Annotated in this window: 21 protein-coding genes; 9 read left to right on the top strand and 12 right to left on the bottom strand. The window is 57.9% G+C overall.

Going from position 1 to position 24,926, the window contains the following annotated elements:
• Positions 1 to 31 precede the first annotated feature (31 nt).
• Together N7578_RS04765 and N7578_RS04760 are read right to left on the bottom strand one after the other, a co-directional pair.
• The gene (locus N7578_RS04765; protein WP_311109150.1) at positions 32 to 2,131 is read right to left on the bottom strand and encodes an ABC transporter substrate-binding protein; all 2,100 of its coding nucleotides are present in this window, start codon (positions 2,129 to 2,131) and stop codon (positions 32 to 34) included.
• 104 nt (positions 2,132 to 2,235) lie between these two features.
• Positions 2,236 to 3,702 (bottom strand): alpha-glucosidase/alpha-galactosidase, encoded by a 1,467-nt coding sequence (locus N7578_RS04760; RefSeq protein ID WP_311109149.1) that lies wholly within the window; start codon positions 3,700 to 3,702, stop codon positions 2,236 to 2,238.
• A 197-nt stretch (positions 3,703 to 3,899) separates the two neighbouring features.
• Between N7578_RS04760 and N7578_RS04755 the strand changes: the two genes are divergently transcribed.
• Together N7578_RS04755 and N7578_RS04750 are read left to right on the top strand one after the other, a co-directional pair.
• Positions 3,900 to 4,787 carry an AraC family transcriptional regulator gene (locus N7578_RS04755; RefSeq protein WP_311109148.1) on the top strand — a complete coding sequence of 296 codons (888 nt, stop codon included), beginning with the start codon at positions 3,900 to 3,902 and terminating at the stop codon, positions 4,785 to 4,787.
• 87 nt (positions 4,788 to 4,874) lie between these two features.
• Positions 4,875 to 5,336: a hypothetical protein gene (locus N7578_RS04750; protein WP_311109147.1), complete on the top strand. Its 462-nt coding sequence runs from the start codon at positions 4,875 to 4,877 to the stop codon at positions 5,334 to 5,336.
• 15 nt (positions 5,337 to 5,351) lie between these two features.
• On the opposite strand, the gene N7578_RS04745 is transcribed toward N7578_RS04750, so the two are convergent.
• Genes N7578_RS04745 through N7578_RS04735 form a run of 3 tightly spaced genes read right to left on the bottom strand, consistent with a single transcriptional unit; the run spans position 5,352 to position 9,905 of the window.
• Positions 5,352 to 6,260, bottom strand: coding sequence for a DMT family transporter (locus N7578_RS04745; protein ID WP_311109146.1), 909 nt, complete (start codon positions 6,258 to 6,260; stop codon positions 5,352 to 5,354).
• Positions 6,257 to 8,659, bottom strand: a complete 2,403-nt coding sequence (locus tag N7578_RS04740) for a PIG-L family deacetylase (RefSeq protein ID WP_311109145.1) — start codon at positions 8,657 to 8,659, stop codon at positions 6,257 to 6,259. Before N7578_RS04740 ends, N7578_RS04745 begins: the two co-directional genes overlap by 4 nt.
• A gap of 19 nt (positions 8,660 to 8,678) precedes the next feature.
• Positions 8,679 to 9,905, bottom strand: coding sequence for an ROK family protein (locus tag N7578_RS04735; RefSeq protein WP_311109144.1), 1,227 nt, complete (start codon positions 9,903 to 9,905; stop codon positions 8,679 to 8,681).
• 242 nt (positions 9,906 to 10,147) lie between these two features.
• Here N7578_RS04735 and N7578_RS04730 point away from each other — a divergent pair, with 242 nt between their 5' ends.
• Genes N7578_RS04730 through N7578_RS04705 form a run of 6 tightly spaced genes read left to right on the top strand, consistent with a single transcriptional unit; the run spans position 10,148 to position 16,664 of the window.
• On the top strand, positions 10,148 to 11,413 hold the full coding sequence (locus N7578_RS04730) for an extracellular solute-binding protein (protein ID WP_311109143.1): 1,266 nt from the start codon (positions 10,148 to 10,150) through the stop codon (positions 11,411 to 11,413).
• A gap of 15 nt (positions 11,414 to 11,428) precedes the next feature.
• On the top strand, positions 11,429 to 12,370 hold the full coding sequence (locus tag N7578_RS04725; RefSeq protein ID WP_311109142.1) for a sugar ABC transporter permease: 942 nt from the start codon (positions 11,429 to 11,431) through the stop codon (positions 12,368 to 12,370).
• Complete coding sequence (locus N7578_RS04720; RefSeq protein WP_262526499.1) at positions 12,367 to 13,209, top strand: carbohydrate ABC transporter permease; 843 nt, start codon at positions 12,367 to 12,369, stop codon at positions 13,207 to 13,209. The genes N7578_RS04725 and N7578_RS04720 overlap by 4 nt, the downstream gene beginning before the upstream one ends.
• A 4-nt stretch (positions 13,210 to 13,213) precedes the next feature.
• Positions 13,214 to 14,728 carry an argininosuccinate lyase gene (gene argH, locus N7578_RS04715; RefSeq protein WP_311109141.1) on the top strand — a complete coding sequence of 505 codons (1,515 nt, stop codon included), beginning with the start codon at positions 13,214 to 13,216 and terminating at the stop codon, positions 14,726 to 14,728.
• Positions 14,728 to 15,768: a sn-glycerol-3-phosphate ABC transporter ATP-binding protein UgpC gene (locus tag N7578_RS04710; RefSeq protein WP_311109140.1), complete on the top strand. Its 1,041-nt coding sequence runs from the start codon at positions 14,728 to 14,730 to the stop codon at positions 15,766 to 15,768. Before argH ends, N7578_RS04710 begins: the two co-directional genes overlap by 1 nt.
• Entirely contained in the window at positions 15,765 to 16,664 is a 900-nt protein-coding gene (locus N7578_RS04705; RefSeq protein ID WP_311109139.1) for a PfkB family carbohydrate kinase, read from the top strand. Before N7578_RS04710 ends, N7578_RS04705 begins: the two co-directional genes overlap by 4 nt.
• A gap of 12 nt (positions 16,665 to 16,676) precedes the next feature.
• Here the strand turns inward: N7578_RS04705 and betC are convergent, their stop codons facing one another.
• Positions 16,677 to 18,191: a choline-sulfatase gene (betC, locus tag N7578_RS04700; RefSeq protein WP_311109138.1), complete on the bottom strand. Its 1,515-nt coding sequence runs from the start codon at positions 18,189 to 18,191 to the stop codon at positions 16,677 to 16,679.
• Between the two features lie 16 nt (positions 18,192 to 18,207).
• Positions 18,208 to 19,161, bottom strand: coding sequence for a choline ABC transporter substrate-binding protein (gene choX / locus N7578_RS04695; RefSeq protein ID WP_311109137.1), 954 nt, complete (start codon positions 19,159 to 19,161; stop codon positions 18,208 to 18,210).
• 94 nt (positions 19,162 to 19,255) lie between these two features.
• Between choX and N7578_RS04690 the strand changes: the two genes are divergently transcribed.
• On the top strand, positions 19,256 to 20,152 hold the full coding sequence (locus N7578_RS04690; RefSeq protein WP_311109136.1) for a choline sulfate utilization transcriptional regulator: 897 nt from the start codon (positions 19,256 to 19,258) through the stop codon (positions 20,150 to 20,152).
• 45 nt (positions 20,153 to 20,197) lie between these two features.
• On the opposite strand, the gene N7578_RS04685 is transcribed toward N7578_RS04690, so the two are convergent.
• The 5 genes from N7578_RS04685 to N7578_RS04665 are packed head-to-tail and all read right to left on the bottom strand — an operon-like array spanning position 20,198 to position 24,884.
• Positions 20,198 to 21,649 (bottom strand): aldehyde dehydrogenase, encoded by a 1,452-nt coding sequence (locus tag N7578_RS04685; RefSeq protein WP_311109135.1) that lies wholly within the window; start codon positions 21,647 to 21,649, stop codon positions 20,198 to 20,200.
• A gap of 17 nt (positions 21,650 to 21,666) precedes the next feature.
• Positions 21,667 to 22,389 carry an ABC transporter ATP-binding protein gene (locus tag N7578_RS04680; protein WP_311109134.1) on the bottom strand — a complete coding sequence of 241 codons (723 nt, stop codon included), beginning with the start codon at positions 22,387 to 22,389 and terminating at the stop codon, positions 21,667 to 21,669.
• On the bottom strand, positions 22,382 to 23,110 hold the full coding sequence (locus tag N7578_RS04675) for an ABC transporter ATP-binding protein (protein WP_311109133.1): 729 nt from the start codon (positions 23,108 to 23,110) through the stop codon (positions 22,382 to 22,384). Before N7578_RS04675 ends, N7578_RS04680 begins: the two co-directional genes overlap by 8 nt.
• Positions 23,107 to 24,015, bottom strand: a complete 909-nt coding sequence (locus tag N7578_RS04670; protein WP_311109132.1) for a branched-chain amino acid ABC transporter permease — start codon at positions 24,013 to 24,015, stop codon at positions 23,107 to 23,109. The genes N7578_RS04675 and N7578_RS04670 overlap by 4 nt, the downstream gene beginning before the upstream one ends.
• On the bottom strand, positions 24,012 to 24,884 hold the full coding sequence (locus tag N7578_RS04665) for a branched-chain amino acid ABC transporter permease (RefSeq protein ID WP_311109131.1): 873 nt from the start codon (positions 24,882 to 24,884) through the stop codon (positions 24,012 to 24,014). Before N7578_RS04665 ends, N7578_RS04670 begins: the two co-directional genes overlap by 4 nt.
• Positions 24,885 to 24,926 lie beyond the last annotated feature (42 nt).

The following is a 24,926-nucleotide window of genomic DNA, read 5'->3' as shown; positions in this document are numbered from 1 at the left end:
CGCGCGACCGGTGGCTTCTTCTGGGAGGAGGTTATTGGGTCGGGCCCTTGTCCGGGCCCTTGTCACCCGGCTTGCCGGGCAGCTGCTCGGCAAACAGTTCGTATTTGCCCTGTTTGTCGGCGGCCACCCACATGCGTTCACGGATGATGGCGTCTTCGGCCCAGTTGAACATGTTGATGGGCGTGCCAGCCGGAACGTTGGAGAAGCGCTTGTTGATGATCAGAGCCCCCGGATATTCCGTCAGGCCGATCGTGTAGAGGTTTTCGGTATAGAGCTTCTGGTAGCGCTTCATCAGCTCCGCTTTTTCGGCATTGTCCTGCGATGCGGTGAACTTGTTCACGACCTCGACCATGTCAGCCTCGAAGGGCATCATATCGACCTGCTTGCCTTCGGGCGCGCGGTGGTTCCAGCTGGTGCGCGGGCCAACGGGCGCCAGTTGCTCGGTGTTCTGCACGACCGAAAACAGTTCGGTGCTGTTGCGGCGAACCGCCCAGTCGAACTGACCGCCGTAATGCTTGGCGTCACGCTGGTTGGAATCGAGCGCATTGATGACGATACGGATACCGAGCTTGGCCATCTGACCCACCAGCCCTTCGGCAAGGCTCTTGTCGGTCGCATAGCCGTTATTGACCAGAACGACGATCTCGACATTCTTGCCGCCCGCAGTTTCGGCCGGGAAGTTGACGAAACCGTCATTGTCGGTGTCGACCAGCCCGATCTTAGTTAGCGCCGCCTTGGCCTCCTCCAGATTGAAGGGGTAATAGACCGTCGAGGCACGATCATAAAAACTCGTGCCGGAAGAAAGCCCGCCCGGATATATGGCCGTGAACGGCCCTTTCACCAGCGAGTCGCCGACCGCCTTGCGATCGATCGCGGAGGTGATTGCCTTGCGGAATTCCGGGTTGCGGTTGAGTTCGCGGATCGCCTGGCCGCGTTCATCCGGGTTGCCCCAGCCGTTGGCGGAGAAATTCATCAGGAGATTGTAGCCGGTGAGGCGCGGGCCGAATGCGAGACGGGCCGGTGCGTTTTCATCCGCGGCGCGCTTCAGCGAAGCGACGAAATTCTCCGGCTGCTCGAGATTGGAAAGGTCACCGGAACCGGCCACCGCCTGCACGTCACGGTCAGCCCAGGTCGAAAGCTTGTAGTGAAGCTCGTTGATGTAAGGCAGCTGCTGCCCCTTCTCATCGACCTTCCAGTAGTAGGGGTTGCGGCGCAGCACGATGATGTCGTCGGAGCGATAGCTGACCGGCACCCAGGCGCCCATGACCGGCATGTTCATGAATTCCGGCGGAAAGGCGTTCTTGAACTGGTTATAGGTGTTGGACGAATACTTCGGATGTTGAGGCTTCAGGAGATGCGACGGTCCCGGGCAGAAGGTCGGGTAGGCCATCGTATAGAGATACTGTTTTGGAAACGCTGACTTGAACGTCCACTCGACGGTGTAGTCGTCGATCTTCCTGAGCGTCGTGCCTTCGCCGAAAGCTTCAGGCGACGCACCGCCGCCGAGCGGAGAAACATTCGGGTCGAGGACGGCATCCTCCCAATAGAACATCACGTCATCGGCGTTGAAGGCTTCGCCATCGGACCATTTGGCGCCCTTGACCAGATGCATGGTCAGCTTGTGACCGTCTTCAGACCACTCCCAGCTCTTGGCGAGATTGGGCAGCGGCTCGGTATCTTCGGCATTGACCTGGAACAGCGGCGCGGTGCGGGTCAGGCATTCTGACAGCGCGATATCGATGCCGCCCCAGCCCTGGCTCTGCCCGGCAATATAGTTCCACCCCTCGGGCCGCCCGCCAACCACATGGCGCATTGTATCGCCGTAGACGCCGACGCCATCGGGCATGTTGCCGGTCTTGTAGACCAGCGGTTCTTCCGGCAGGCGATCCTTCAGCGGCGGTAGATTGCCGGTCTTTTCGAACTTTTCCGCCACCCATTCCGGCTGGCTGTATTGCGGCAGCGCCTTGAATTCGAGAATGGAATCGCGCGGCACATAGTTGACCTTGCCCTCTGCCGGAAACTTTGGCGGCTCCGGCGGCGTGGTCGGTTCGAACGCATTGGCACCAAGCGCAATCATTGAAACGCTAAGGGTCAAGGCAGCGATGGTGGCAGTCTTACGTCGAAGTTGCATCGTCATTCCTCCCAAATGGCAGCGCGCCCGGCGTCTGCCTCTTCTCCATGGCGACGGGTGCGTTGCGAACTCCCTATCGCCACGCACCACGCTTATGCATTTGCTCACACAGCTTTCTTCAGCGCCGATTTTTCGGCTCTCAACTCCTCGATGGAGCGGACATTGCGGCGGGCAGCACCGGCCCAGTCGCGCGTCTTGACGCTCGATTTCGCAAGACGTTCCTTTGCCGCCGGTACGGCGTGCGCATATTGAGGAAGCCAACGCGCCTGCGCGACGACCATCTCGTCCACCATCTGCCAGACCTCCTCCGGTGTGGCGACGGCACCGACCAGCGGATCGTGCAGCACGGCAAGCTTCAAGAGATCGATATCGCCACTGATCGCCGCATGGACCGACATGCGCTGAACATTGATGGACGCGAGGCAGGTGGCAGCGCACGCTTCCGGTATAGTGATGCCGGAGACCATGTTGATCCCGAAACGATCAACGAAGCCGGGCGATTCGATAATCGCGTCAGATGGCAGGTTGCTGATGACGCCATTGTTCTTGACGTTGAAGTGACCACGATAGACGCGCCCTGTCTCGAGAGCTTCAAGAATATGGCTTGCGTGTTCATTCGAACGCCTGGCCGGCTCGATCGGCTTTGCTGCCGATGCAAGAAACTGCGGGAACTCCGTCTCAAACCAGTTTCGGGTTTCCGTCGAATGGCGCAGATATCCGCCAGTCTCGCCATGAATCCAGTCCGACATGTCGATCCAGCGGGCGATCTCGTCAGGACGCTTGCGGTACCAGGGAAGATATTCGGAAAGATGGCCGTTGCTCTCGGTCGAATAGACGCCGAAACGCTTCAATACGTCGATGCGCAGCTTTTCCTGCTGAGAAAACACCGGATGAGCCTCGAAGGCAGCAACGAGCTCGTCCTTTTCAATCTTGCGGCCGTTCAGTCTGAGATCGATGAACCATGTCTGATGGTTGATCCCCGAGCAGATGTAATCCAGCTCGGACACGGATTTGGCACCGAGTATTTCTGCAATCTGTTCAGCACCGTGCTGGACGCCATGGCAAAGCCCTACAGTATCAACCTTGCCGTATTCAATCGCCGCCCAGGTGTTCATGGCCATGGGGTTAGCGTAATTGAGGAATTTCGCACCGGGTGCAGCAACCTCGCGGATGTCCTTGCAGAAGTCGAGTATGACCGGGATGTTGCGCTGGCCGTAGAGAATGCCTCCGGCGCAGATGGTGTCTCCGACGCACTGGTCGATGCCATATTTCAGCGGAATACGGATATCGTCTGCGTAGGCTTCAAGCCCACCGACACGAACGCAGCTGATAACGTATTTTGCGCCCTCAAGAGCTTTTCTGCGCTCGGTATCTGCAGTGATCTTCACCGGCAGCGCATTTGCCTCGACGACCTTGTCGAGAATTGCCTTGATCATATCGAGATTGTGCTGGCTGACATCGGTCAGCGCGACTTCGATATCGCGAAACTCCGGAACGCACAACAGGTCCGTGAACAGCTTTTTCGTGAATCCAACGCTGCCAGCACCAATAATAGCGATTTTGAAACTCATAGCATCACCTCTGTTGCATATCGAACGGGTGAAACGGACCAGAGGGTCTCAAATAGCGATCAGACACCACAAAGTTCAGAAACGCTAAAAAATCAGCGCTATTTCCAAACTTTCCTCCCGATCGTCCCTCTGACTGTCTCCTCGGATCGGGATTATGCGTATAATGATGGGCATAACCAGAGAAGGATTATGCTTTCATGGGTAATTTTGTGCTGCAGGATTTGATTAACGCGGGCCCTGGGATGCGGACGGTCTCGTTGCCACGCGGGCGCCAGACATTGCACACCATGCCGACGAGCAGCGGTTATGAAATCCGGCGTGACAGCGGTTATGACTGGGACGGGCGCAAACGCGGGCAGACGCCCTTTACCGTTCTCCAGCACTCAATCGCCGGGCAGGGAAATTTGCGCTACGAAAACCGCCTCTACACCGTCAAACCGGGTGAGACGCTGTTACTCCTGATCCCCCACAATCATCGTTACTGGCTGGAAGACGGTAGGGAGTGGGAGTTCTTCTGGATTTCCATGAATGGCGAGGAGGCCTTGCGCATCCATCGCAACATTCTCGCCGTCACAGGCCCGATCCTCAAGTTGCAGGCAGCGACGATAGACCATCTTGCCTCCTGCTGCTCTCGGCTCGTCAATGGTGCGGAAACCCCGGGAGCAGCTTCCGCAGTCGCCTATGAGGCGGCAATGATCCTCTACGATGACGTCTTCGGCTCTCACCCTTCCTTCAGTGGTGAATACCGTACGATGCAGCAGGTCCTGAGTTACATCGACAGCCATCTCGGCGACCGTCTTTCGGTCGGCGACCTTGCCGCCGTTGCCGGCCTCAGCCGCGCGCATTTTTCACGGATCTTTGCCGCGAGTGAAGGCATGCCACCTGCAGAATTCGTTCTCCAGCGACGTCTCAGGCGCGCCGCGAAACTGCTGACGACAGCCGAGACGATGCCTATCAAAGAAGTCTCCGTTCTGTGCGGCTTTGACGATCCCAACTATTTTTCGAAAGTCTTCAGACGCCTCTATGGTACCAACCCACGCGATTTCCGCACGACAGGTATGTATGCGAGCATCAGACACACGTGAGCACGTGTTCAAGACTTGCTTTTGCCACGTTTGAGGCGGCTAAAAAAGAGAAAGGCTAGGCAGTGCCGACGATGGAGACCGCTTGAAATGAAAAGGACGTTCTGGCTGGTTTTATCAATGCCAATTCGGGCGATCATTGTCATGGTGTCTTTCATCGATGTGATCTTTCGCCCACTTTACCGGCCCGTGGTAAAGGCAATCTCGGCAATGGCGGTGTTCAGGCATATCGAGGCTCATATCGCCAGGCAGTCGCGACTGGTGATCCTGCTTCTTCTTGCTGTGCCTTTTGCAATTGCCGAACCGCTAAAGGTGGTCGGACTAATCGTCATGGCACACGGACACGTCGCGTCCGGCCTTACTATGGTCATTATGGCGCACCTTGCGACATTCCTGATTGTTGAGCGCATCTATCATGCCGGTCGAGAAAAGCTTTTGACCTATGCCTGGCTCGCATGGGGCATGCGCTACGTAGGGATCGCAAGGGCGTTTTACGATCGGATCAGACTTGCCGTGTTGAACTGGGTGCGGTTGCGCGTTCTCATGTCCTGAAGCGCATCACGGCAATTATGGTTCGTCGCTCCTTTTCGAGCGTCTTTCCAACAGCGCCGCGACCTGGAGTGAGACAAGGATGATTGCAACGCCAGCGCCTACGCGTGCCTCCGGCACCTCCCCAAAAATGAAGTAACCGACCGCTGTCGTAAAAAGCAGCGAGAGATAACCGACCGGCGCAAGAAGGCTGGCGTCCGCCATGCGATAGGCTCGAAGGAAGCAGTATTGCCCGAGCTGTGCAAGAATGCCTATCGCCAGGAGCGGCACCCAGTCGAACGGCAGAACCGGTTGCCACGTCCAGAGTGCCGGGACCGCTGTGATGGCTGCCAGACCGACAGTGTAGAAGACCATCATCACCGTGGTGTTTTCCTCGCGCAGCGCACGGGTCTGTATGATCGCCAGTGCTCCGAAGATGACCGAAACGAGAACGACCAGGACGCCTGCGTTAAAATCGGACGTCCCCGGTGCAATGACCACGAGAACACCCAAGAACGCCACGATCGCCCCCGCCCAGCGAATGCGGCTGACATATTCGCCGAGAAACAGGACCGCCATTGCCATGGTCACCAGCGGCCTTGAAAAGCCAACTGCAGTGACCGTCGCAAGCGGCAACATGGTGATCGCGAGGAAATTGCTCGTCAGTGCGATCGCGTTGCAGGCAATGCGAAAGAGATTGCGGAGCGGATATTTAACACGCAGCATTTCCCTCCGATGACGCCAGACCAACGGCAGGATGAACAATAGGCCGATCATTGCGCGAATGAAGACCAGCTGAAACGCGGGATAGGTCGCACCTTGCGCCTTGACGAGCGCCGTCATGCCGCCCGCCACCAAGGTCATGTCAAGCAGCAGCCAGCTGACACCGGCGCGGGCATTGGAGCCATGCGTCTGCGATGCGGCTGCGTTATCGCTCTGCCCGTTCACGCCGGCTGCACGAGGTTTGCCATCAGACGGAACGCGCCGGGAACCAGTTTGTCCATCTGGTGATGGAGGACAAGACTGGTATGCGTATGGCGTCCCCTACCAAAACGGCCCGAAATCAAAGCGCCCTTCAGGGGCTGTTCGTTGACATCATGCATGGCAAGCAATGGTTCGTAACCATCATCCCAGCGTGCCGCGAAATAAAGGCCTCTCTCCTTGTCCCATCCGGCCCAATCCTCCTCACTGATCACGTTCGGCCCCGCAAGCAACGGGTGATCCGGCGCCAGCACCGTCACCTCGGCATTAGGGTCCGTCACGCGCCAGCGTAAAGACGGTTTTCCGATTTCAAGCTGCCTGACAGGCGTTGACTGAGGATCCCATCCATCGGTCGGGCGATGATAGAGAGTGACGAGATGCCCTCCCTGCTCGACAAATCGGTGCAGTTTGACGGTTGCTGCGGCGAGATCCATACGAATGCCGAAAGCGAATATACCCACGACAATCGTCGTGTAGGGACTGAGATCGCCGCTGAGTGCCTGCGCATCGAGCTCGGTAACATCGAGGCCCATGCGGCCGAGCCAGGATCCAACGTTGTCTGCGCCACCGCCGATGTAACCCACCCGTGCTTCGGCAGGTAGCTTCATGTCGAGCGATAAAATTCTGAGTCTGGACGGGACCAAGAACCTCGCCCGGCCGATGTGAGGATAGGCAATCGGCGTCACCTGAAACACAGCATGTGATCCGATGTGTGCTTCAAGCGAAACAAGTCCCGCAACCGCTTCCCCTGTGCGCTCTGCAACCCAGTCTTCGCCTGATTTCCGCGCATTCCAGCCGTCCACGGGATTGAAAGAGACAGCCGCCTCGCCGCCCTTTGTCACCGCCTTGAACCCCAACTGTGCCGCCGAACTGCCAAGTGGCACCAGGAGCGCGTCGGGCGTCAGTGTCAGAGATAGCGCGGGGGAAACGAAAAACGGCTCTTCGAGATCAAAGCCGGCCGTGACGGTCCGCCCTCCAATCTTCGCCGACACCCGGACAGATGCATGACCATTGCCACCCATGGCATTCCAGACAGGCTGGTAGAACCCTGATACAGGCGTATCCTTTTCGGCGAGCAGCGAAAACATCGTGGCCTGACCGAGCGCTTGAACGGAGCATGAGACGCCGGGTGGAAGAACAGGCGTGACGTCGACCTCGTAATCAGAAGGTGATGCCGAAAATTCGACGTGCAAAACAGCTTGTCCGCCCGGGCTGATCTCGGCAGGCTCCGCATAGGCGCGTTCAAAAATATCGATCGCCGTCAGGATCGCCGCGTCAAGCTGAGCTCGTTTACGGACTATCCGATGCCCGTGCAGGCCCCTGAATTCCTCTCCTGCGGTTTCGTCGACATGTTGCAGGAGGGTCGCCGCTTCAAGAAGTGACGCCTCGATTGACTGCCGGTCTGGAAAGGCCGAAACTGCCCTGTTAATCGCCTCATCGGCATCGCTCAATGCCTTCGCCAGATCTGCCTCAAGTCCCGGATGCGCGGCAAGGTGCAGGAGTGACGATGGAAGGTTGTCGGCAATCGTTGCCTCGTCGCGATCGCTGCCCTCGCTTGTCTCAAGGTGCAGCGGCCAAAATACCTGCGGATCCTTCGGCCAGTGCCCCATCCCCTGTGATGCGTGATAATAACGGGACCATTCACCGATGCGGTCGTATTGAGCACCAGTTGCCTGCTCTTTTCCTTGCGCGGCGATGACGAGCGTCGTTTCGGGTGGAGGAACCTCATCGTCGTAGGTGTCTCCCCCACCTGACCAGGCAGGAAGATAAAATTTCGCCACTTTCCACGGCGTCAGTCCTTCGGAAAAATGCTCCGGAAAGGCCGACTTGTCAGCAGCCAGCGAGATCGCACTTCTCGCAGCGCGTGTCATGGCGCGGTGGTGCCCGTGCTGCCCCGGGACATCGAGGAAGGTCGGAATGACGATATCGGGACGTTCCTTGCGATAGGCACGGACCAAACGTTCAACGATGCGCGCTTCTCCCCACCGGTCGAACGTCCGGTCACCATCCTTGGAAAAGCCAAAATCATGAATGAGGTCCACCGGTCCGTGCCCGAGCCAATGGACGTCGGCATCGATGACGCGAGCGGCCTCCTCTAGCTCGCGGGACCGTATGACGCCAAGAGCACCGAGGCGTTCTGGCCCCAGAGCATTCTGCCCCCCTTCGCCACGCGTCGAGCAGGCGATAATGACCCGCATGCCCAGCTCCATCCTGAGATAGGCAAGCAACCCGTTCTGCTCATCATCGGGATGCGCACCGGTGTGCATCACCGTCGCAACCGATTTCAGAGCACTCAGCCGTCGGTGCATGCGCACAAGCCATGGATCGGCCATCTGCCGTTCGATGCGCTCTCGTGGGTTCAGCATTGACAGTCTCCTCCAGAATTCAGGTCTGTGCAGCCCCAATCGCCGCAGTCGACGTCTCGAGTTTCGGTGTGACGATATCGAACAGGGGAAGAGCTGCAGCGCCAAGGGCCGCCGTCAACTGCCCGGATGTTCCATGGATCACGCGTGGCAACTCGCGCTGCCGGCGGCTCGCAACCGATGTCGGCAAGCTGCCCATGCGGGTGATGATTTCGCGGATGACGGGCTCCGGCAATGCGCCACCCAGAATGATTGTCTGCGGATCGAGGATGTTTTCGAGCATCGCGATGATCGGCGCCAGATGATCGGCGGCCTCATCAATCCACGTCATCATGACGGGATTGGATGCGTTGAACAGCCCCTCAAGGTCACCAAGCTCGGTATCGACAATGCCGATGGCCTGCAATTTTTCCTTGAGCACATAAGCTGAAGCATAAGCTTCCAGGCAGCCTCTCTGTCCGCAGGACGGGCAAGGCCTGCCACGTGGGGAAACGGTCACATGGCCGATTTCACCGGCGTTTCCAAAGGCACCACGGTAAGGGGCGCCTTCCTGAATCATGCCTAGGCCGATACCGACACCGAAATAGATCATGCAGAAGTTCGGGATGCTGAGACCTTGACCGAACAGGCGCTCACCGACGGCGGCTGCGGTCGCGTCGTTTTCAACCACGACCTGTTGGCCGCAGGCATCGCTGAGCATTTGACGGGCATCGATCCCCACCCAGCCCGAGAGGGTTGTCGGCCCGACCGACGTCATACCGTCGATCTCGAAAGGCCCTGGCATAACCACACCGGTGCCTAGCAGCCTGCATCCCAGAGCTCCCGCGACAGCGGCATGCTCTGCGGCAAAAGTCTTGAGGATATAATCCGGCGTAGTCTTTTTCAGGCGCGTCACACGCTCGGCGCGCATAACGCCGGCAAGGTCGAGACCAACCGTGACCATGCGGTCGGCGGCAATTTCCACGCCGATCGTCGCCCCACCGTCGGGGTTGACCGCAAACTGGATCGGCGGCTGGCCACGGCCGGTGCGCCGACGTCCGATTTCCTTCAGAAGCTGCTCGCCCATTAGCTCGTCGACGATGTTGGCAACCGCCTGCGGGGTCAGGTGGGTGATCTTGGCAATCTGGGCGCGACCAAGCGAGCCGTGCCGGCGAACAAGATCGAGCACGACCCGCCTGTTATGTTCGCGGCTTCGCTCGGGATTTTTGCCAATTGCGACCGGATAGGCATCCAACGTGTGCACCGTCATCTCTTCAACTTCCCGTATCGTAGAAAATTCATACCGTCGAAATAACGATAAGCGCAATATAATAATTCAAGTAAATTATCTTATTGACAAACTCGCGCCTTCAGAGAACCGTAGAGGCCGACCGGGGGTCCGGCTCAGCGCGTTTCAGGGATTGGCAAACCCTACTGTTGCGAGCCGATAAAGTGCGCGCGAAAGCGTGGATAAAGGGAACTCACTCCGCATCTGCAAAGCAGGCGGAGACAATGGAGGCTTACATGCGCAGGGCAACTTTGTTCGCCGGCTTGGTCGCCGGTTTCAGCACATTCGCATTCAACGCAGCGCAAGCTGTCGAAATCGAATATTGGCAATATGTCTTCGACACACGCGTAAAAGCGATGGACGAACTCATTGCGGAGTTCCAGAAGGCAAACCCTGATATAACCGTTAAACAGGTAACCTTCCCCTACGCCGACTATCAGACACGCGTCATTGCCGCCAACATGTCCGGCAATGGCCCTGACGTCATGCAACTCTTCTATGGCTGGCTGGACAAGTTCGCTGCCGGCGGGATCTTGCAGCCGCTGCCAACCGATGCATTCCCGCACGACAAGATCGAAAGCGATTTCTTCCCAATCGTCAGCGCCATGAAGCGTGGCGACGACTATTACGGCCTTCCGACAGCGGTTCGCTCGCTTGCCCTTTTCTACAACAAGAAGCTGTTTGCGGAAGCGGGCCTTGATCCTGCCAACCCTCCGAAAACGCTGGATGAATTTGTCGCAGCCGCAGAAAAAATCGCCAAGCATGATGCAGCGGGCAACCTCACCGTTGCTGGCTCGACACTCGACATGGGTGGTCAGGATCACCAATGGTGGCGTGAGGTGCTGATTCGCCAGTATGGCGGCGCGCCCTATACCGACAACGACCAGAAGGTTACCTATAACAGCGAGGCCGGTGTTCAGGCGCTTAAATTCTACACGAGCCTGCAGCTTGAAAAGAAGATCGGTCAGGCTGGTTTCATGGATGAAGGCCAGGCCGCCTTCCGAGCCGGAAAAGCGGGTATGACGATCGACGGTACGTTCCGTCTCGGCTCCTTCCGGACCATCAAGGATTTCGAATGGGGCGTCACCGAGCTTCCCACAAATGAGAAGAACATCCGTTCGAACTACGCCAGCTACTTCGCAAACGGCATCAGCGCCAAAACGACCGGCGAAGAACTGGAGGCCTCGAAGAAATTCCTCGCTTATATCTCCTCGCCCGAGGCCATGGCGATCTGGCTGAAGACAGTGGGTGAACTGCCCGCCCGACGTGAAGCGGCATTGACACCTGAGAACCTGAAGGACCCGGTTTATGCGCCGTTCCTGAAGGGCCTTGAGTACGCCCACACCACCCTCTTCAAGGACGAGGCTGCCCAACGACAAAACGCGATCGACATGACGAACCGCGTTTTGCTGGAGGGTCAATCGGTTGAGGATTCCATCAAGGCGGCCGCCGAGGCCGAACAGGAAATCATCGACGCGGCCAAGCCTTAAACTGAAGGTCAAGTCATGACAGCGATCGACCAACAGGGGGCGGCATCCGGCCGCCCCGGCGGCTCCTTTGGAGATCGCCTTTCCATGCGCACCAAACGGCTTATCTGGATCTGGAGCTTCCTGGCGATCCCAATCCTGTTTTACAGCGTCATTCGCTTTTATCCGACGCTGCAGGCCTTCTGGCTGTCTTTCACTAACTGGGATCTGCTGCGGCCGGCCAAGTTCATTGGCGTTGCCAACTATGTGAAACTGTTCAAGGACCCACAGTTCTGGAAGGTCTTCAAGAACACGTTCACCTATCTCATCATCGGCACACCGATCAGCCTCGTTCTGGCATTTGTTATCGCCTTTTATCTCGATCGTGTCCGCATTCTGCACGGGCTTATCCGCGCGCTCTATTTCCTTCCCTATCTGACGACAGCTGCGGCGATGGCGTGGGTCTGGCGATGGTTTTATCAACCACCCCCGATCGGCATCATCAATGACGTGCTGGGCCTCATCGGAATTCCGCAGCAGCCTTTCATCCGTTCGACTGACCAGGCTCTCTTTTCGATCATGGTGACGGCCATCTGGGCGGGGCTGGGTTTCCAGATCATCATCTTCATGGCCGGGCTGCGTGCCATTCCAACAACGTTTTATGAGGCTGCGCGCATAGACGGCCTTGGCGAGTGGGCGATCCTGCGCAAGATCACCCTGCCGCTCCTCAAACCGACCACGGTCTTTCTCGTGGTATTCTCGTCGATCGGATTTTTGCGCATCTTCGACCAGGTCTACAACATGACCACCAACGACCCGGGCGGCCCGCTCGGATCAACGAAGCCGCTTGTGCTGATGATCTACCAGACGGCGTTCAACTCCTATGCGATGGGCTATGCGGCCGCACAAACGGTCGTTCTGTTCACCATTCTACTTGCCGTATCGCTGGTTCAGCTCTGGGTGCTGAGGGGAAATAAATGAGCGAAGCACAGCCACTTTCCCACGCCCGTATCCGTCCTGGCCGCATCATCGCATGGACGCTGCTCTTTATTGGCGGCCTGATCATGGTATCACCGCTGCTTTTCATGTTCTCGACATCGTTGAAAACGGCAGATCAGGTCTACGATCTCCGACTTATTCCGGCTGCGCCAACGCTTTCGAACTATGTCACCGTGATGGCTGACGGACGCTTCCTGCGGTGGTTCTTCAACTCGATGCTGGTTGCGATCATCGTGACCCTCTCGAACTGCTTTTTCGACAGTCTTGTTGGCTACACGCTGGCAAAATTCGAGTTCCGTGGACGCTACTTCATCTTCATCGCAATTCTCTCGACGTTGATGATCCCGACGGAAATGCTCGTTATTCCATGGTATCTGATGTCTAGCCAGCTCGGCTGGCTGGATAGCTACTGGGGCATCATGTTCCCGGGCATGATGACGGCATTCGGCACATTCCTGATGAAGCAGTTCTTCGAGACGGTCCCAAACGATTTCATCGAGGCTGCCCGGGTCGATGGACTGAACGAATTCCAGATCTGGTGGAAGGTTGCCCTGCCTCTGGTGACACCTGCGCTCTCCGCCCTTGCCATCTTCACATTCCTTGGCAACTGGACAGCTTTTTTCTGGCCGTTGATCGTGACCACCAGCAAGGAGCTTTACACCTTGCCTGTCGGCCTCTCGAGCTTTGCTGTCGAGCAGCAGATCCAGTGGGAAATGATCATGACCGGAGCCGCTATTGCGACCATTCCAACATTGATCGTCTTCATCGTCCTGCAACGCTACATCGTCCGCGGTGTGATGCTGGCGGGCCTGAAAGGATAACATCATGGCCGATACGAACCCGCGCCTTTCCGATACCAGCAAGTTTCCCGATGCCGTTTACAAGGAAACAGTGCTTCGCCCCCTGTTCGATGGCGCAAAAAATCATCACGTCGATGGCTTTAGGCGCATTGACCGTGCTCATCTGGTCATGCTGCGTGAAACCGGCATTCTTGACGCTGAAACCTCCGCAAAAATTGCTGGTGCCCTTGAGGATATCGACAGGTCCATCGATCCCTCGACGCTCATCTATACCGGCGAGGTCGAGGACTTCTTTTTCCTGATCGAGAAAGAACTGAAAGCAAGGATTGGTGTCGATGTGGCCGGGCGACTGCATACCGCCCGCTCACGAAACGACATTGATCACACGCTTTTCAAGATCGGCCTGAAAGAGAAGATCGATGCCCTGATGACCAAGGCGCGTCTTCTTCTTGAGGCAATGATTGACGCCGCCGAGCGTAATGAAAACACGCTGATCGTCGCCTACACCCACGGGCAACCGGCGCAGCCGACAACGTTCGGCCACTATCTCTCCGCGGCGATCGAGGTTTTGGTGCGCGACATCGACCGCTTCGCAGAAGCCCGGCGGATTGTCGACCTTTCACCGATGGGCGCTGCGGCCATCACGACGTCCGGTTTTCCGATCGACCGGGCCCGGGTCGCAGAATTGCTGGGTTTCTCGGCACCGCTGCGCAACTCCTATTCCTGTATTGCTGCAGTCGACTATACCACAGCAACCTATTCGGCCATGGAACTGATGTTCCTGCATCTTGGGCGGCTCATTCAGGATTTTCAGTTCTGGACGAGTTTTGAAGTCGGCCAGATATACGTACCGAATTCGCTCGTGCAGATATCTTCGATCATGCCGCAAAAGCGCAATCCCGTCCCGATCGAGCACCTGCGCCATCTCGCAAGCCAAACCTTCGGTAGGGCACGCACCATGCTCGACGTGATGCACAACACGCCCTTTACCGACATGAATGACAGCGAAGGCGAAACGCAGGGTGTCGGTTATGAGGCCTTCGCCTCGGCCGGACGTGTGCTTGATCTCCTTGCCAGCCTCATCGGCAAGATCAGCATCGATCCTGAACGGGTCGATCAGAACATTCGCCGCTCCTGCATCACCATCACCGAACTTGCAGATTCCCTAGTCCGCATCGAGGGCCTCTCTTTCCGCCAGGCACATGAAATCGCTGCTGCGGTCGCAAAAAGTGTTGTCGCCTTGAAAGGCGACCTGCCGACTGACGGCTTTCCTCCATTCCAGAAAGCCTTCAGGGAACTGGCAGGCCACGATACGACCGTCGACGAAACGACATTCAGAAAAATCGTATCGCCGGAGCACTTCGTTGCCGTTCGCAACCGTTTCGGCGGTCCTGCCCCGACCGCCATGCGCGAGGCAATCGCGGCCTATCGTGAAAAGCTAGGCGCCCTTGCTGCCGAGGCCCAAAAGTCGGCCGACTACGAAGCCGCGAAAGCCGCTGAACTCACCGAGAAATTTACCGCCCTGACGGGAGCGCGATAATGGCGACAATCGAACTCAATCAAATCGTAAAGCGCTACGGCAAGGTCGAGGCGGTCAAGGGTATTGATCTCGCCATCGAGGATGGGGAATTCGTCGTTTTCGTCGGTCCATCCGGTTGCGGAAAATCGACGACGCTCAGGATGATTGCCGGGCTCGAAGAGATTTCTGACGGAACGCTGAAAATCGGCGGCAATGTTGTCAACGAGAAGGAACCCAAGCAGCGCAATATCGCCATGGTGTTCCAGAATTACGCGATCTACCCGCATATGACCGTGCGCCAGAACATTGGCTTCGGTCTCTACACCTCAAAGCTCGACAGCGCGGAAAAAAACCGACGCATCGAAGAGGCCGGACGTGTTCTCGGCCTCGAGGCCCTGCTTGACCGCCGGCCGGCCGCGCTATCGGGCGGCCAGAGGCAGCGCGTCGCGATCGGACGTGCCATGGTGCGTGATCCCTCTGCCTTTCTGTTCGATGAGCCGTTGTCCAATCTCGACGCACAGCTCAGATCACAAATGCGCATAGAGATCAAACGCTTGCATCAACGTCTTAAGACAACCACCGTTTACGTGACACATGACCAGGTGGAGGCCATGACGATGGCCGACAGGATCGTTGTGATGAAAGACGGGCATATCCTTCAGGTCGGCACGCCATCTGAACTTTACGAGAAACCCGTGGATGTCTTTACGGCGCGGTTTATCGGCAGTCCGTCAATGAACCTCCTGCAGGGAACGCGCAAAGCCGAAGGCATAACGTTTTCAGCCACAGGTGAGCTGCTGATCGGCATACGCCCTCATGATCTTCTCGTTGGCGAGAACAGTGAGACGGAGCGCACGTTTTCCATCGAAGGGACAGTAACAGCAGTCGAGCCTCTCGGCCCTGAAACGCTTGTCCATCTGGATACGTCGACAAGTTCGATCATCGCGACCGCCCGCGGCAAATCGATACCAGCAGTCGGCAGCCAGCTCCGATGCCACGCGGAAAAAGGTTCTCTCTATCTGTTTGATACCAAAACGGAAAAGCTTCTGGACCGTGCATGATGGCGAGTGTCACGCGTAAGTCTGCGATTATCAGTGTTGGTCGCATCTATTGCGACCTAGTCTTCACCGGGCTCGATGCGATGCCCGTCCTTGGTAGGGAGACATTTGCGAGCGATATGAAGATGGCAGCCGGCGGCGGTGCGTTCATTGCCGCGGCCCATTTTGCGTATATTGGCCGTGACGTTGCGTTACTGGCAAGGCTCGGGACCGATACCTTCTCCAGCGCCATCGGCAAACAGATGGGTGAGCATCGTATCGATCTGCAATTCCTGGAGCATTCAGCCGACGCCGGTCCGCAAGTCACCGTTGCAACGGTTGTCGGGCATGACCGGGCGTTCCTGACGCATCGTGCAGGACATGCGCGGCCGTCGACACTGGATGCGGCCTTCGCCTGGGAAAAGGCTTGCCATCTCCACATTGCCGAGTTTGCCACCCTCAACGAAATCCCCGATCTCGTCACCCGCGCCAAGGAGAACGGCCTTACCGTCTCGCTCGATCCAAGCTGGGACGCCGCCCTCATCTACAGCAACGGCCTGCTCGCGGCCTGCGAGGGCGTCGATGTCTTCCTACCGAACCTTGAGGAGGCAGAAGCCATCACCGGAAAGGCCGACCCTCGCGAGGCAATTGATGCCCTATCATCCGCATTTCCCGTTGTTGCGCTGAAAGGCGGCGCTGAAGGCGCATGGCTATCAGCGGATCGTGGTGTTTTCCACGCGGCCGCCCGCAATGTTCCCGTCATAGACACCACCGGCGCCGGTGACGCCTTTAATGCCGGCTTCCTTGACGCATGGCTCAGCCGTGAAAGCCCGCAACAATGCCTTGAAGCCGGCATCCAGGCTGGCAGCCTCGCGGTGCAGGCCATGGGAGGCGCACCGAGAGTACATCGCTCGGCCTGATTGTCTGACCGCTTACTCTCCGCGTGGAAAACGCTGGTTTTCTTCCAGCACGTTGAGATCCATGTGGTTGCGCATGTAGCGTTCGGATGCCTTTTGCAACGGCTGGTAATCCCAGGGGTAATAGGCACCGTTTCGCAACGCCTTGTAGACCACCCAGCGCCTTGCCTGGCTTTCCCGCACCGATGCGTCGAAGGATGCAAGGTTCCAGCGTTTTGTGATCTGTGAGAGAATATCCCTGACGACCGCCGCATGCTCCGGATCATCGGCAAGATTGACCCGCTCGTCAGGGTCCTGATTGAGATCGAACAGCAAGGGCGGATCGGCGTCGCAGACTGTGAGCTTGAAGCGACCGTCCCGGATAGCGACAAGCGGGGCGATCGAACCTTCTGCGGCGTATTCCATCGGCACTGGACCACGCACGCCCGTGCCGGCGACAACGCCGGATAGGTCTTCGCCATCCGTCCATTGTTTCAGCGAAGCCATATCGAGGCCAGCCAGCCCGCACAGCGTGGGTGTGACGTCGAGCGTTGAAACCGGTGCATCGATCCGCGCAGGCTCCCATCCTGGAGCCGCGACCATCAAGGGCACCCGCGAAGATCCCTCGTAAAAACACATCTTGAACCAGAGGCCGCGCTCACCCAGCATATCCCCGTGATCGGAGAGGAACAGGATGATCGTGTCGTCATCCATGCGGGTGCGCTTCAGCACATCGAGGATATCGCCGATTTTCTCATCGACGTAGGAGATATTGGCGAAGTATCCGCGGCGTGCCCTTCGCACCTCCTCATCCGTAATGTCGAACGCCGTATGATCGCAGGCTTCGAGCAGGCGCTTCGAATGCGGGTCCTGCTGCTCGAACGGCAAGGCGCCGACCTTCGGATCAAGAACGGGGCAATCTTCATAGAGATCCCAGAATTTCCGCCGCGCGACATATGGATCATGCGGGTGCGTAAAGCTGACCGTCAGGCACCACGGGCGGTCATCAAGCTTGCGCGACAGGTCATAGAGCTTCCGGGTCGCATGATAGGCGACTTCATCGTCATATTCCATCTGATTGGTGATTTCGGCGACCCCTGCCCCCGTCACCGAACCGAGATTGTGGTACCACCAGTCGATCCGCTCGCCGGGCTTCGTATAGTCGGGCGTCCATCCAAAATCGGCCGGATAGATATCGGTTGTCAGACGTTCTTCAAAACCATGTAGCTGATCAGGCCCGACAAAATGCATCTTTCCCGAAAGCCCGGTGTAATAACCTGCTGCCCGCAGATGATGTGCGTAGGTCGGAATATCTGAGGCGAATTCAGCCGCGTTATCGTACACACGGGTACGGCTCGGCAACTGCCCGGACATGAACGACGCGCGTGCCGGCGCGCATAAGGGGCTTGCCGTATAGGTGTTGGCGAAACGCACAGAGCGTTCCGCCAACGCCTTCAGATGCGGGGCATGCAAAAAATCGGCCGGCCCGTCAGGGAACAATGTTCCGTTGAACTGGTCGACCATGAGGATCAGGATATTCGGACGCGTCATGAAATAATGGTTCCTGTCAGAGCCCGAGCTTGGCTTTGACCGCGTCCGCGCCCGGCTTGCCATCGAGCGTGGTCACACCCGTCATCCAGCCATCGAGCGCCGTCGGATTGGCTTTGAGCCAGCCTGTGGCTGCGGCCTTTGCATCTTCACCGCCGAGGATCGAACCCATCAGGCTGTTTTCCATTCCGATTTCGAATTTCAGTTTTTTGAAGAGGCTCGCCGCATTCGGGCACTGCTGTGCCCATCCGGTCCTTGCCAGCGTATAGACTTCAGCTCCGCCGAAATTCGCTCCGAAATAGGCGTCCCCTCCCGACAGATAGGAAATCTCGATCTTCTCATTCATGGGATGGGGCGCCCAGGCGAGGAAAACGACACCCTTCTCCTGTTTGCCGGCACGTTCGACCTGGGCAAGCATGGCCTGTTCTCCGGATTCGACCAATTGCCAGCCCTTCAGACCGAAATCATTGGCATCGATCATCTTCTGGATATTCTGGTTTGCCGGAGCACCTGGCTCGATGCCGTAGATCTTGCTTTCGAACTCGTCTGCGTGTTTGGCGAGGTCGGAAAAGTCTTTCACACCCTTCCTTGCCATATAGGCGGGGACAGCGAGCGTAAACTTTGCACCTTCGAGGTTCTTCGTCATCACCTCGGCCGCTTTTGCAGCATTCAGGTCATCGACGAAGGATTTCTGGGCCGGCATCCAGTTGCCGAGGAAAACGTCGATCTCGCCGTTTTTCATGGCCTGATAGCCGATAGGAACCGAGAGCGTCTTGACATCGGCTTCATAGCCAAGCGCATCCAGAAGGACGGCGGCAACACCGTTGGTCGCGGTAATATCCGTCCAGCCGGGATCACTCATGCGGACCGTCTTGCAGGCGGCATCGTCAGCGGCCTGAACAGTCGTGGAGAAAGCAGCCACACAGAAAAAGACACCTGTGGCAATCCTGTTCATGCGAGAGATGGTTTTCATTGGAGTTCCGCAGTTATTAGAGATATTTATTGAACAACAGCACCGAACCTGCTGTGAAGCCGGTAATTTTCGATATTTCACATAAGGATTTTTTATGCCTGAGAGACCGCTCGACCTAGGGTGGATGCGCATTTTCTGCGAAGTCGTGCGCCGCGGTAGTCTGACATCGGCAGCCGAAAACCTTGGATTGACGCAGCCTGCTGTCAGCTACCAGATTCGCAAGATCGAGGACGAACTGCAGACAGCGCTTCTCAGACGAAAGCATCGCGGCATAGAACTGACCACAGATGGCAAGCGTCTTTTCGAGATCGTCTCGAACAACGTCGATGCCGTCGATCTCTTTACGCAGCAACTGCGCCGCAAGAGCGAGCGGCCATCAATCAGGGTCCACACCGATTACGCCTTTTCCTCGCTCTGGCTCATTCCCCGCATGCACGCCTTCCGTGCCGTCGATCCTGATATCAATATCCAGATCGTCGCAACCCAGAACCCGCTGAGGCAGGCGAAGGAAGACGGCGATGTGATGGTGATCTTCGGTTCACGCGCAGAAGCCGGCGAAGGTGCGGTCCTGCTTGTCTCGGAGAAGATCGCACCGGTTTGCGCTCCTGCCTATCTGCAAAAAGCAGGAGCAGAGACAGATCCGCGAGCACTGTCTCGCCACAAGCTCATCCATCTGGAAAACACCTCGTCAACGCAGTGGTTCGACTGGAGGAGCTATTTTAGCCATTTCGGCGTCGAACGGCAGTCGGCAATGGAACAGGGCGACCTGACATTCAACAACTATTCCATGGTGGTACAGGCAGCGGTCGGTGAACAAGGATTGGCAATCGGGTGGGCGGGACTTGTCGATTCCCTTGTTGATGCAGGTGTGCTCGTTATTGCAGGCCCTGCCCTTGATGCCCCTGACCGGGGGTATTGGCTCGTAAAGCCGAAACGTCAGGATGATCCTGTCCGGAACTTGACGAATTGGCTTGTCGGCCAGGCGCGATGACGCCGCTCCTATCAAAGAGCGGCGCCAATCAAAGGTTTCTCCTCCTCAGATGGGGTAATGCAGCGGCCCGTCCTGAAGCGTGACCCAGCGCAGCTCAGTGAATTCGGCAATACCGGCGGTCCCACCAAAACGACCATACCCGGACGCCTTCACGCCACCGAACGGCATTTGTGCCTCGTCGTGCACGGTTGGACCGTTGATGTGGCAGATACCGCTTTCGATACGCCCGGCGATCTGAAGGGCCCGCGCCTGGTCGCGACCGAAAATTGCGGCCGAAAGACCGAATTCGGTTTCGTTTGCGATACTGACAGCTTCATCAACGCTTGTGGCACGAATGATGGAAACGACCGGACCGAAGCTCTCTTCCGAGTAAAGTCGCATTGCTGGCGTCACACCGTCGACGGCCAGTGCATCGAGCATCGTGCCGCTTCCGCTGCCACCGGCAACGAGTTTCGCCCCCTTGGAAACGGCGTCGTCGACGAGGGTGCGAATACGGGCGGCGGCCTCAGCGCTGACGAGCGAGCCAAGCGGTGTCTTGCCTTCACGCGGATCGCCTGCCTTCAGTGTCTCGACCTTCTTGGCAAACGCACTGACGAATGTGTCGGCAACGGCATCCAGCACGATAATACGTTCCGTCGACATGCAGATCTGGCCCTGGTTCATGAAGGCACCGAAGGCAGCAGCGGCGACAGCAGCATCGATATCGGCATCGTCGAGGACTATGAAGGGTGCCTTGCCTCCAAGTTCCAGAAGTGCGGGTTTGAGGTAACGGCCGGCGGTCTCGGCAATAACGCGGCCAACACGCGTCGATCCGGTGAAATTGACCCGTCTGACAGCTGGATGAGCGATCAGTGTTTCGACGATCTTTGCGGCATCTTCGGGTGCATTGGATACGGCGTTCAAAACACCCTTCGGGAGTCCGGCCGATGCTACGGCCTCAACGATCAGAGCGTGGGTGCGCGGGCACAGTTCGGAGGTCTTCATGACGACGGTATTTCCGCACGCAAGCGGCGTGGCGAGTGAGCGAACACCGAGGATGACGGGCGCATTCCAGGGCGCCATCGAAAGGACGACGCCAACCGGCTGGCGCAAAGCCATCGCCATAGTCCCCGGCCGGTTGGAGGGAATGACCTCTCCCTTGATCTGCGTCGTCAGGCTCGCTGCCTCAACCAGCATGTCACTTGCGAGCTTAACGTTGAAGCCCGCCCAGGCATCGGTCGCACCAATTTCTTCCTTCATCGCGTCGGTGATTGCAGGTCCTGCAGCGCGAAGGGCCTCGGCGGCAGCCAGAAGCAGGCGACGGCGTTCACCGGGAGGTGTTGCCGACCAGACAGGAAAGGCGGCCGCGGCCGCATCGGCAGCAAGCGTCGCATCATCAAGGGTCGCAGCGGCCGCACTGGTCGCAATATCACCGGTAATCGGATTGCTCCTCTCGAAGCGTTTGCCGTCGCCTGCGGGGCGATGTTCGCCAGCGATGAAGAGATTGATGGATTGCATGATAATTCCTCCTGAATTCAATTGACAGCGGCGGTCGCACCGCCAAGAAACGCCCGCTGCACAGCCGGGTCGGCAGAAAGGCTCGCGGCTGAACCAGCTCCGACAACACGTCCGGCCTCGAGCAAATAGCCCCGATCGGCAAGAGCAAGGCTCTCACGCACATTCTGCTCCACAAGAAGAATCGCCAGCCCGGTGGCGCGGATCTGGGCAAGAGCCGCGAAAAGTTCCTGCGTCACAATCGGCGCAAGACCGAGGCTGGGTTCATCGAGCAACAGGTAATCGGGCGCAGACATCAGCGCGCGACCGATCGCCACCATCTGCTGCTCGCCGCCGGACATGGTTCCAGCGATCTGACCCCGCCGTTCTGCTAGCCGCGGAAAGAGTGCAAAAATGCTGTCACGTGTTTTGGCTTCAAGGCCGCGGGCATGTGAAGGATTGGCTCCAAGGCGAAGGTTTTCCTCGACCGTCAGAGCCGGGAATATGCCTCGCCCCTCCGGCACGACTGCGACGCCGTGGTCGACAATCGCGTGGGCTGAAATGGTGGCGAGCGAGTTATTGTCGACACGAACATCTCCGGAGACCGGTTTGACAAGGCCGGCAATCGCTTTCAGTAACGACGACTTGCCAGCACCGTTTGCGCCAAGAAGCACAACGGTTTCCCCCCGAGCAACGCTTAAACTTACGCCGTCCACGGCAAGATGTTTACCATAACGGATTGTCAGGGAGTCGATCTCAAGCATGGACCACTCCGAGATAGGCTGAAATCACGTTGGGATCGTCGAGGACGGAAGACGTTGGGCCATCCGCAATCTTGCGACCTGCCGCCATGACGACGGACCGAGGGCAGAGTGCGCGCACGGCCGCCATGATATGTTCGACGAGCAGGATGGTCGTTCCTTCACGCGCGAGTTGGCGGATCAGTTCAATTCCCTCCGTCAATTCTGTCGGATTAAGGCCTGCAAGCCATTCATCGAGCAACAGCAACTTCGGTTCGCCTGCAAGTGCGCGCGCAAGTTCCAGCCGTTTCTGATCGATATAGGTTAGGTCGCCGGCGTTGATGTGTTCCCGGCCCGCAAGCCCTATCCGCTTCAGGCATTGACGGGCAACATCCTCTGCGTCGGCTCTGGAGAGCTGGCGCGGACCGAACACCGCGGAAACGGCGACATTCTCCAGCAACGACAGGGAGGGCAGCAGTCGCACGAGCTGAAAGGTCCGTGCCACTCCGGTGCGGGCAATCAGATCCGGTCGCATACCACCCGTCTCTTTGCCGTCCAGACGGATCGAGCCCTCCGTCGGTTTCAGGGCACCGGAGATGAGGTTCATCAGTGTCGTCTTACCTGAACCATTGGGTCCGAGCAGCCCGACAACCTCACCCGGTGCGATGGAGAAGCTTAGTCCGTCCACGGCTTTCAGCCCCCCAAATGTCTTGCGTATCTCTTTTATCTCGAGAACGGGCGTCATGCGCGCGCCTCCTTCCTGCGGGTTTTCTCGAGTGCAGCCAGGACGCCATCGGGCAGAGCAAAAACGATGACGATAAAAAGGAGGCCGAGAATGATAGAGAAGTGGTTCGGAAAGTTTGCCCCTAGCCATTCGAACAGAAGGAAGAGCGGGACGGCGCCCAGGATCGGTCCCCAACGACGGTTCGCGCCGCCAAGAAGCGCCATGATGACGGTCAGGAACGAGACCTGCGGGTTAAAGACGATGGCTGGCTCGATATAGACCCAGCGCGGCGCCTGGATCGCACCGACCAGTGTAATGATCGTAGCGGACAGCACAAAGAGGGTCAGCTTGGCTCGCGCCAGATTGATGCCTGCATGCTGGGCAACCACCTCATCGTCACCGATTGCTTTGAGGGCGAGACCAAGCCTGCTGCGTTCGATAAGGGCTGCAAGCAAGAGGGTTAAAACGGCGAGCGCCAGAAGCTGCCACAGGACATGCTGGGGTTCGATCGGAAGGAAGATGTAGCGGCCGAGCGTACCGGTCAGATTGACCTCATACCAGGTAATGAGCTGGCGGATAAGTTCGGCGAGACCAAAGGAGAAAATCACGAAATAGATGCCTGCAACGCGAAGTGTCGAAAGGCCGACGACCAGCGCAAGCCCTGCCCCAACGAGCGCGGCGGAAACGAGAACCAGAGGCCAGGCAAGCACCTCGCTCAGGACAGCGACCGTGTAGGCGCCGACACCGAAGAAGGCGACGGTGGCAAGGGAGACATAGCGTGTCGGGCCGGAGAACATGGCCCAGGCCGAGGCAAGCGTTGCGTAACCGAGAAGACCGACTATCAGGCCGACACCATAGGCATCGAAGAAGAAGGGTGAGAGAGCCAGAAGGGCAACCACTATGGCGGAGATGACGAGCGCGATCATTTGCCTCTCCTTGCAAAGATGCCTTCCGGCCGCCAGAGCAGGACAGCGAGGAACAGAGCGTAGGTTGCGGCAAGTGTCAGGCCGGGATCGACATAAACAAGCACGAAGGTTTCCACGAGACCGAGCAGCAGGCCTGCAACAAGCGCACCAAGCAGGTTGCCGACACCACCCATGATGACAACGACGAGTGCTTTCATGGTGAAGACCACGCCATAGGAGGCAGAAAACGTCTGGTACATCGAAATCATGACACCGCCCGCGACTGCCAGCGCGCCACCAAGCGCAAATCCGGAACCGGCGATACGGTTGACATCGATGCCGACAAGCGGCGCAGAGCGCGGAGCAAGGGCGACGGCGCGCAGGTTCAGGCCCCAGCGGCTATGCGTCAATGCGAGATAGAGCCCGCCACCGATCACCACGGACAGGACGAAGGACAGCACCCTGTTGAGGGCAACAGTTGTTCCGAAAATATCGACGCCTTCAGTCAGATAGGAATAGGAGTGATAGTTGCCACCAAAGACGACGAGCATGACGCCTTGGATGACGAACAGCAAGCCGAAGGTTGCCAGAATGGAATCGACCTCTAGACGGCCGCTCCCGCCTGAGCGGTGTACAAGCGGACGCATCATGACCTCATAGACGACAAACGAAAATACGTAGCCGGCCGGGGCGGCGATCAGAAGCGCGATGAGGGGCGAAATGCCGAAGCCAGAAAAAAGCACGAAAGTCAGGAAGGCGGCGGCGATCAGGACTTCGCCGTAAGCGAGGTTCATGATGCGCGCGATGCCATATTGCAGCGAAAGTCCAAGCGCGATGAGCGCATAGGTCCCGCCCAGCATCAAGCCGAAGACCAGGGTGGATAAAAACACGAGAAATTTCTCCACTATGCAGGAGTAGCGGACATGTGGAGC

Source organism: Agrobacterium tumefaciens, assembly GCF_031801495.1.
Classification (GTDB): Bacteria; Pseudomonadota; Alphaproteobacteria; order Rhizobiales; family Rhizobiaceae; genus Agrobacterium; species Agrobacterium tumefaciens_K.
Note: the sequence above shows the minus strand (reverse complement) of the source record. Positions and strands in the feature narration are given on the sequence as shown.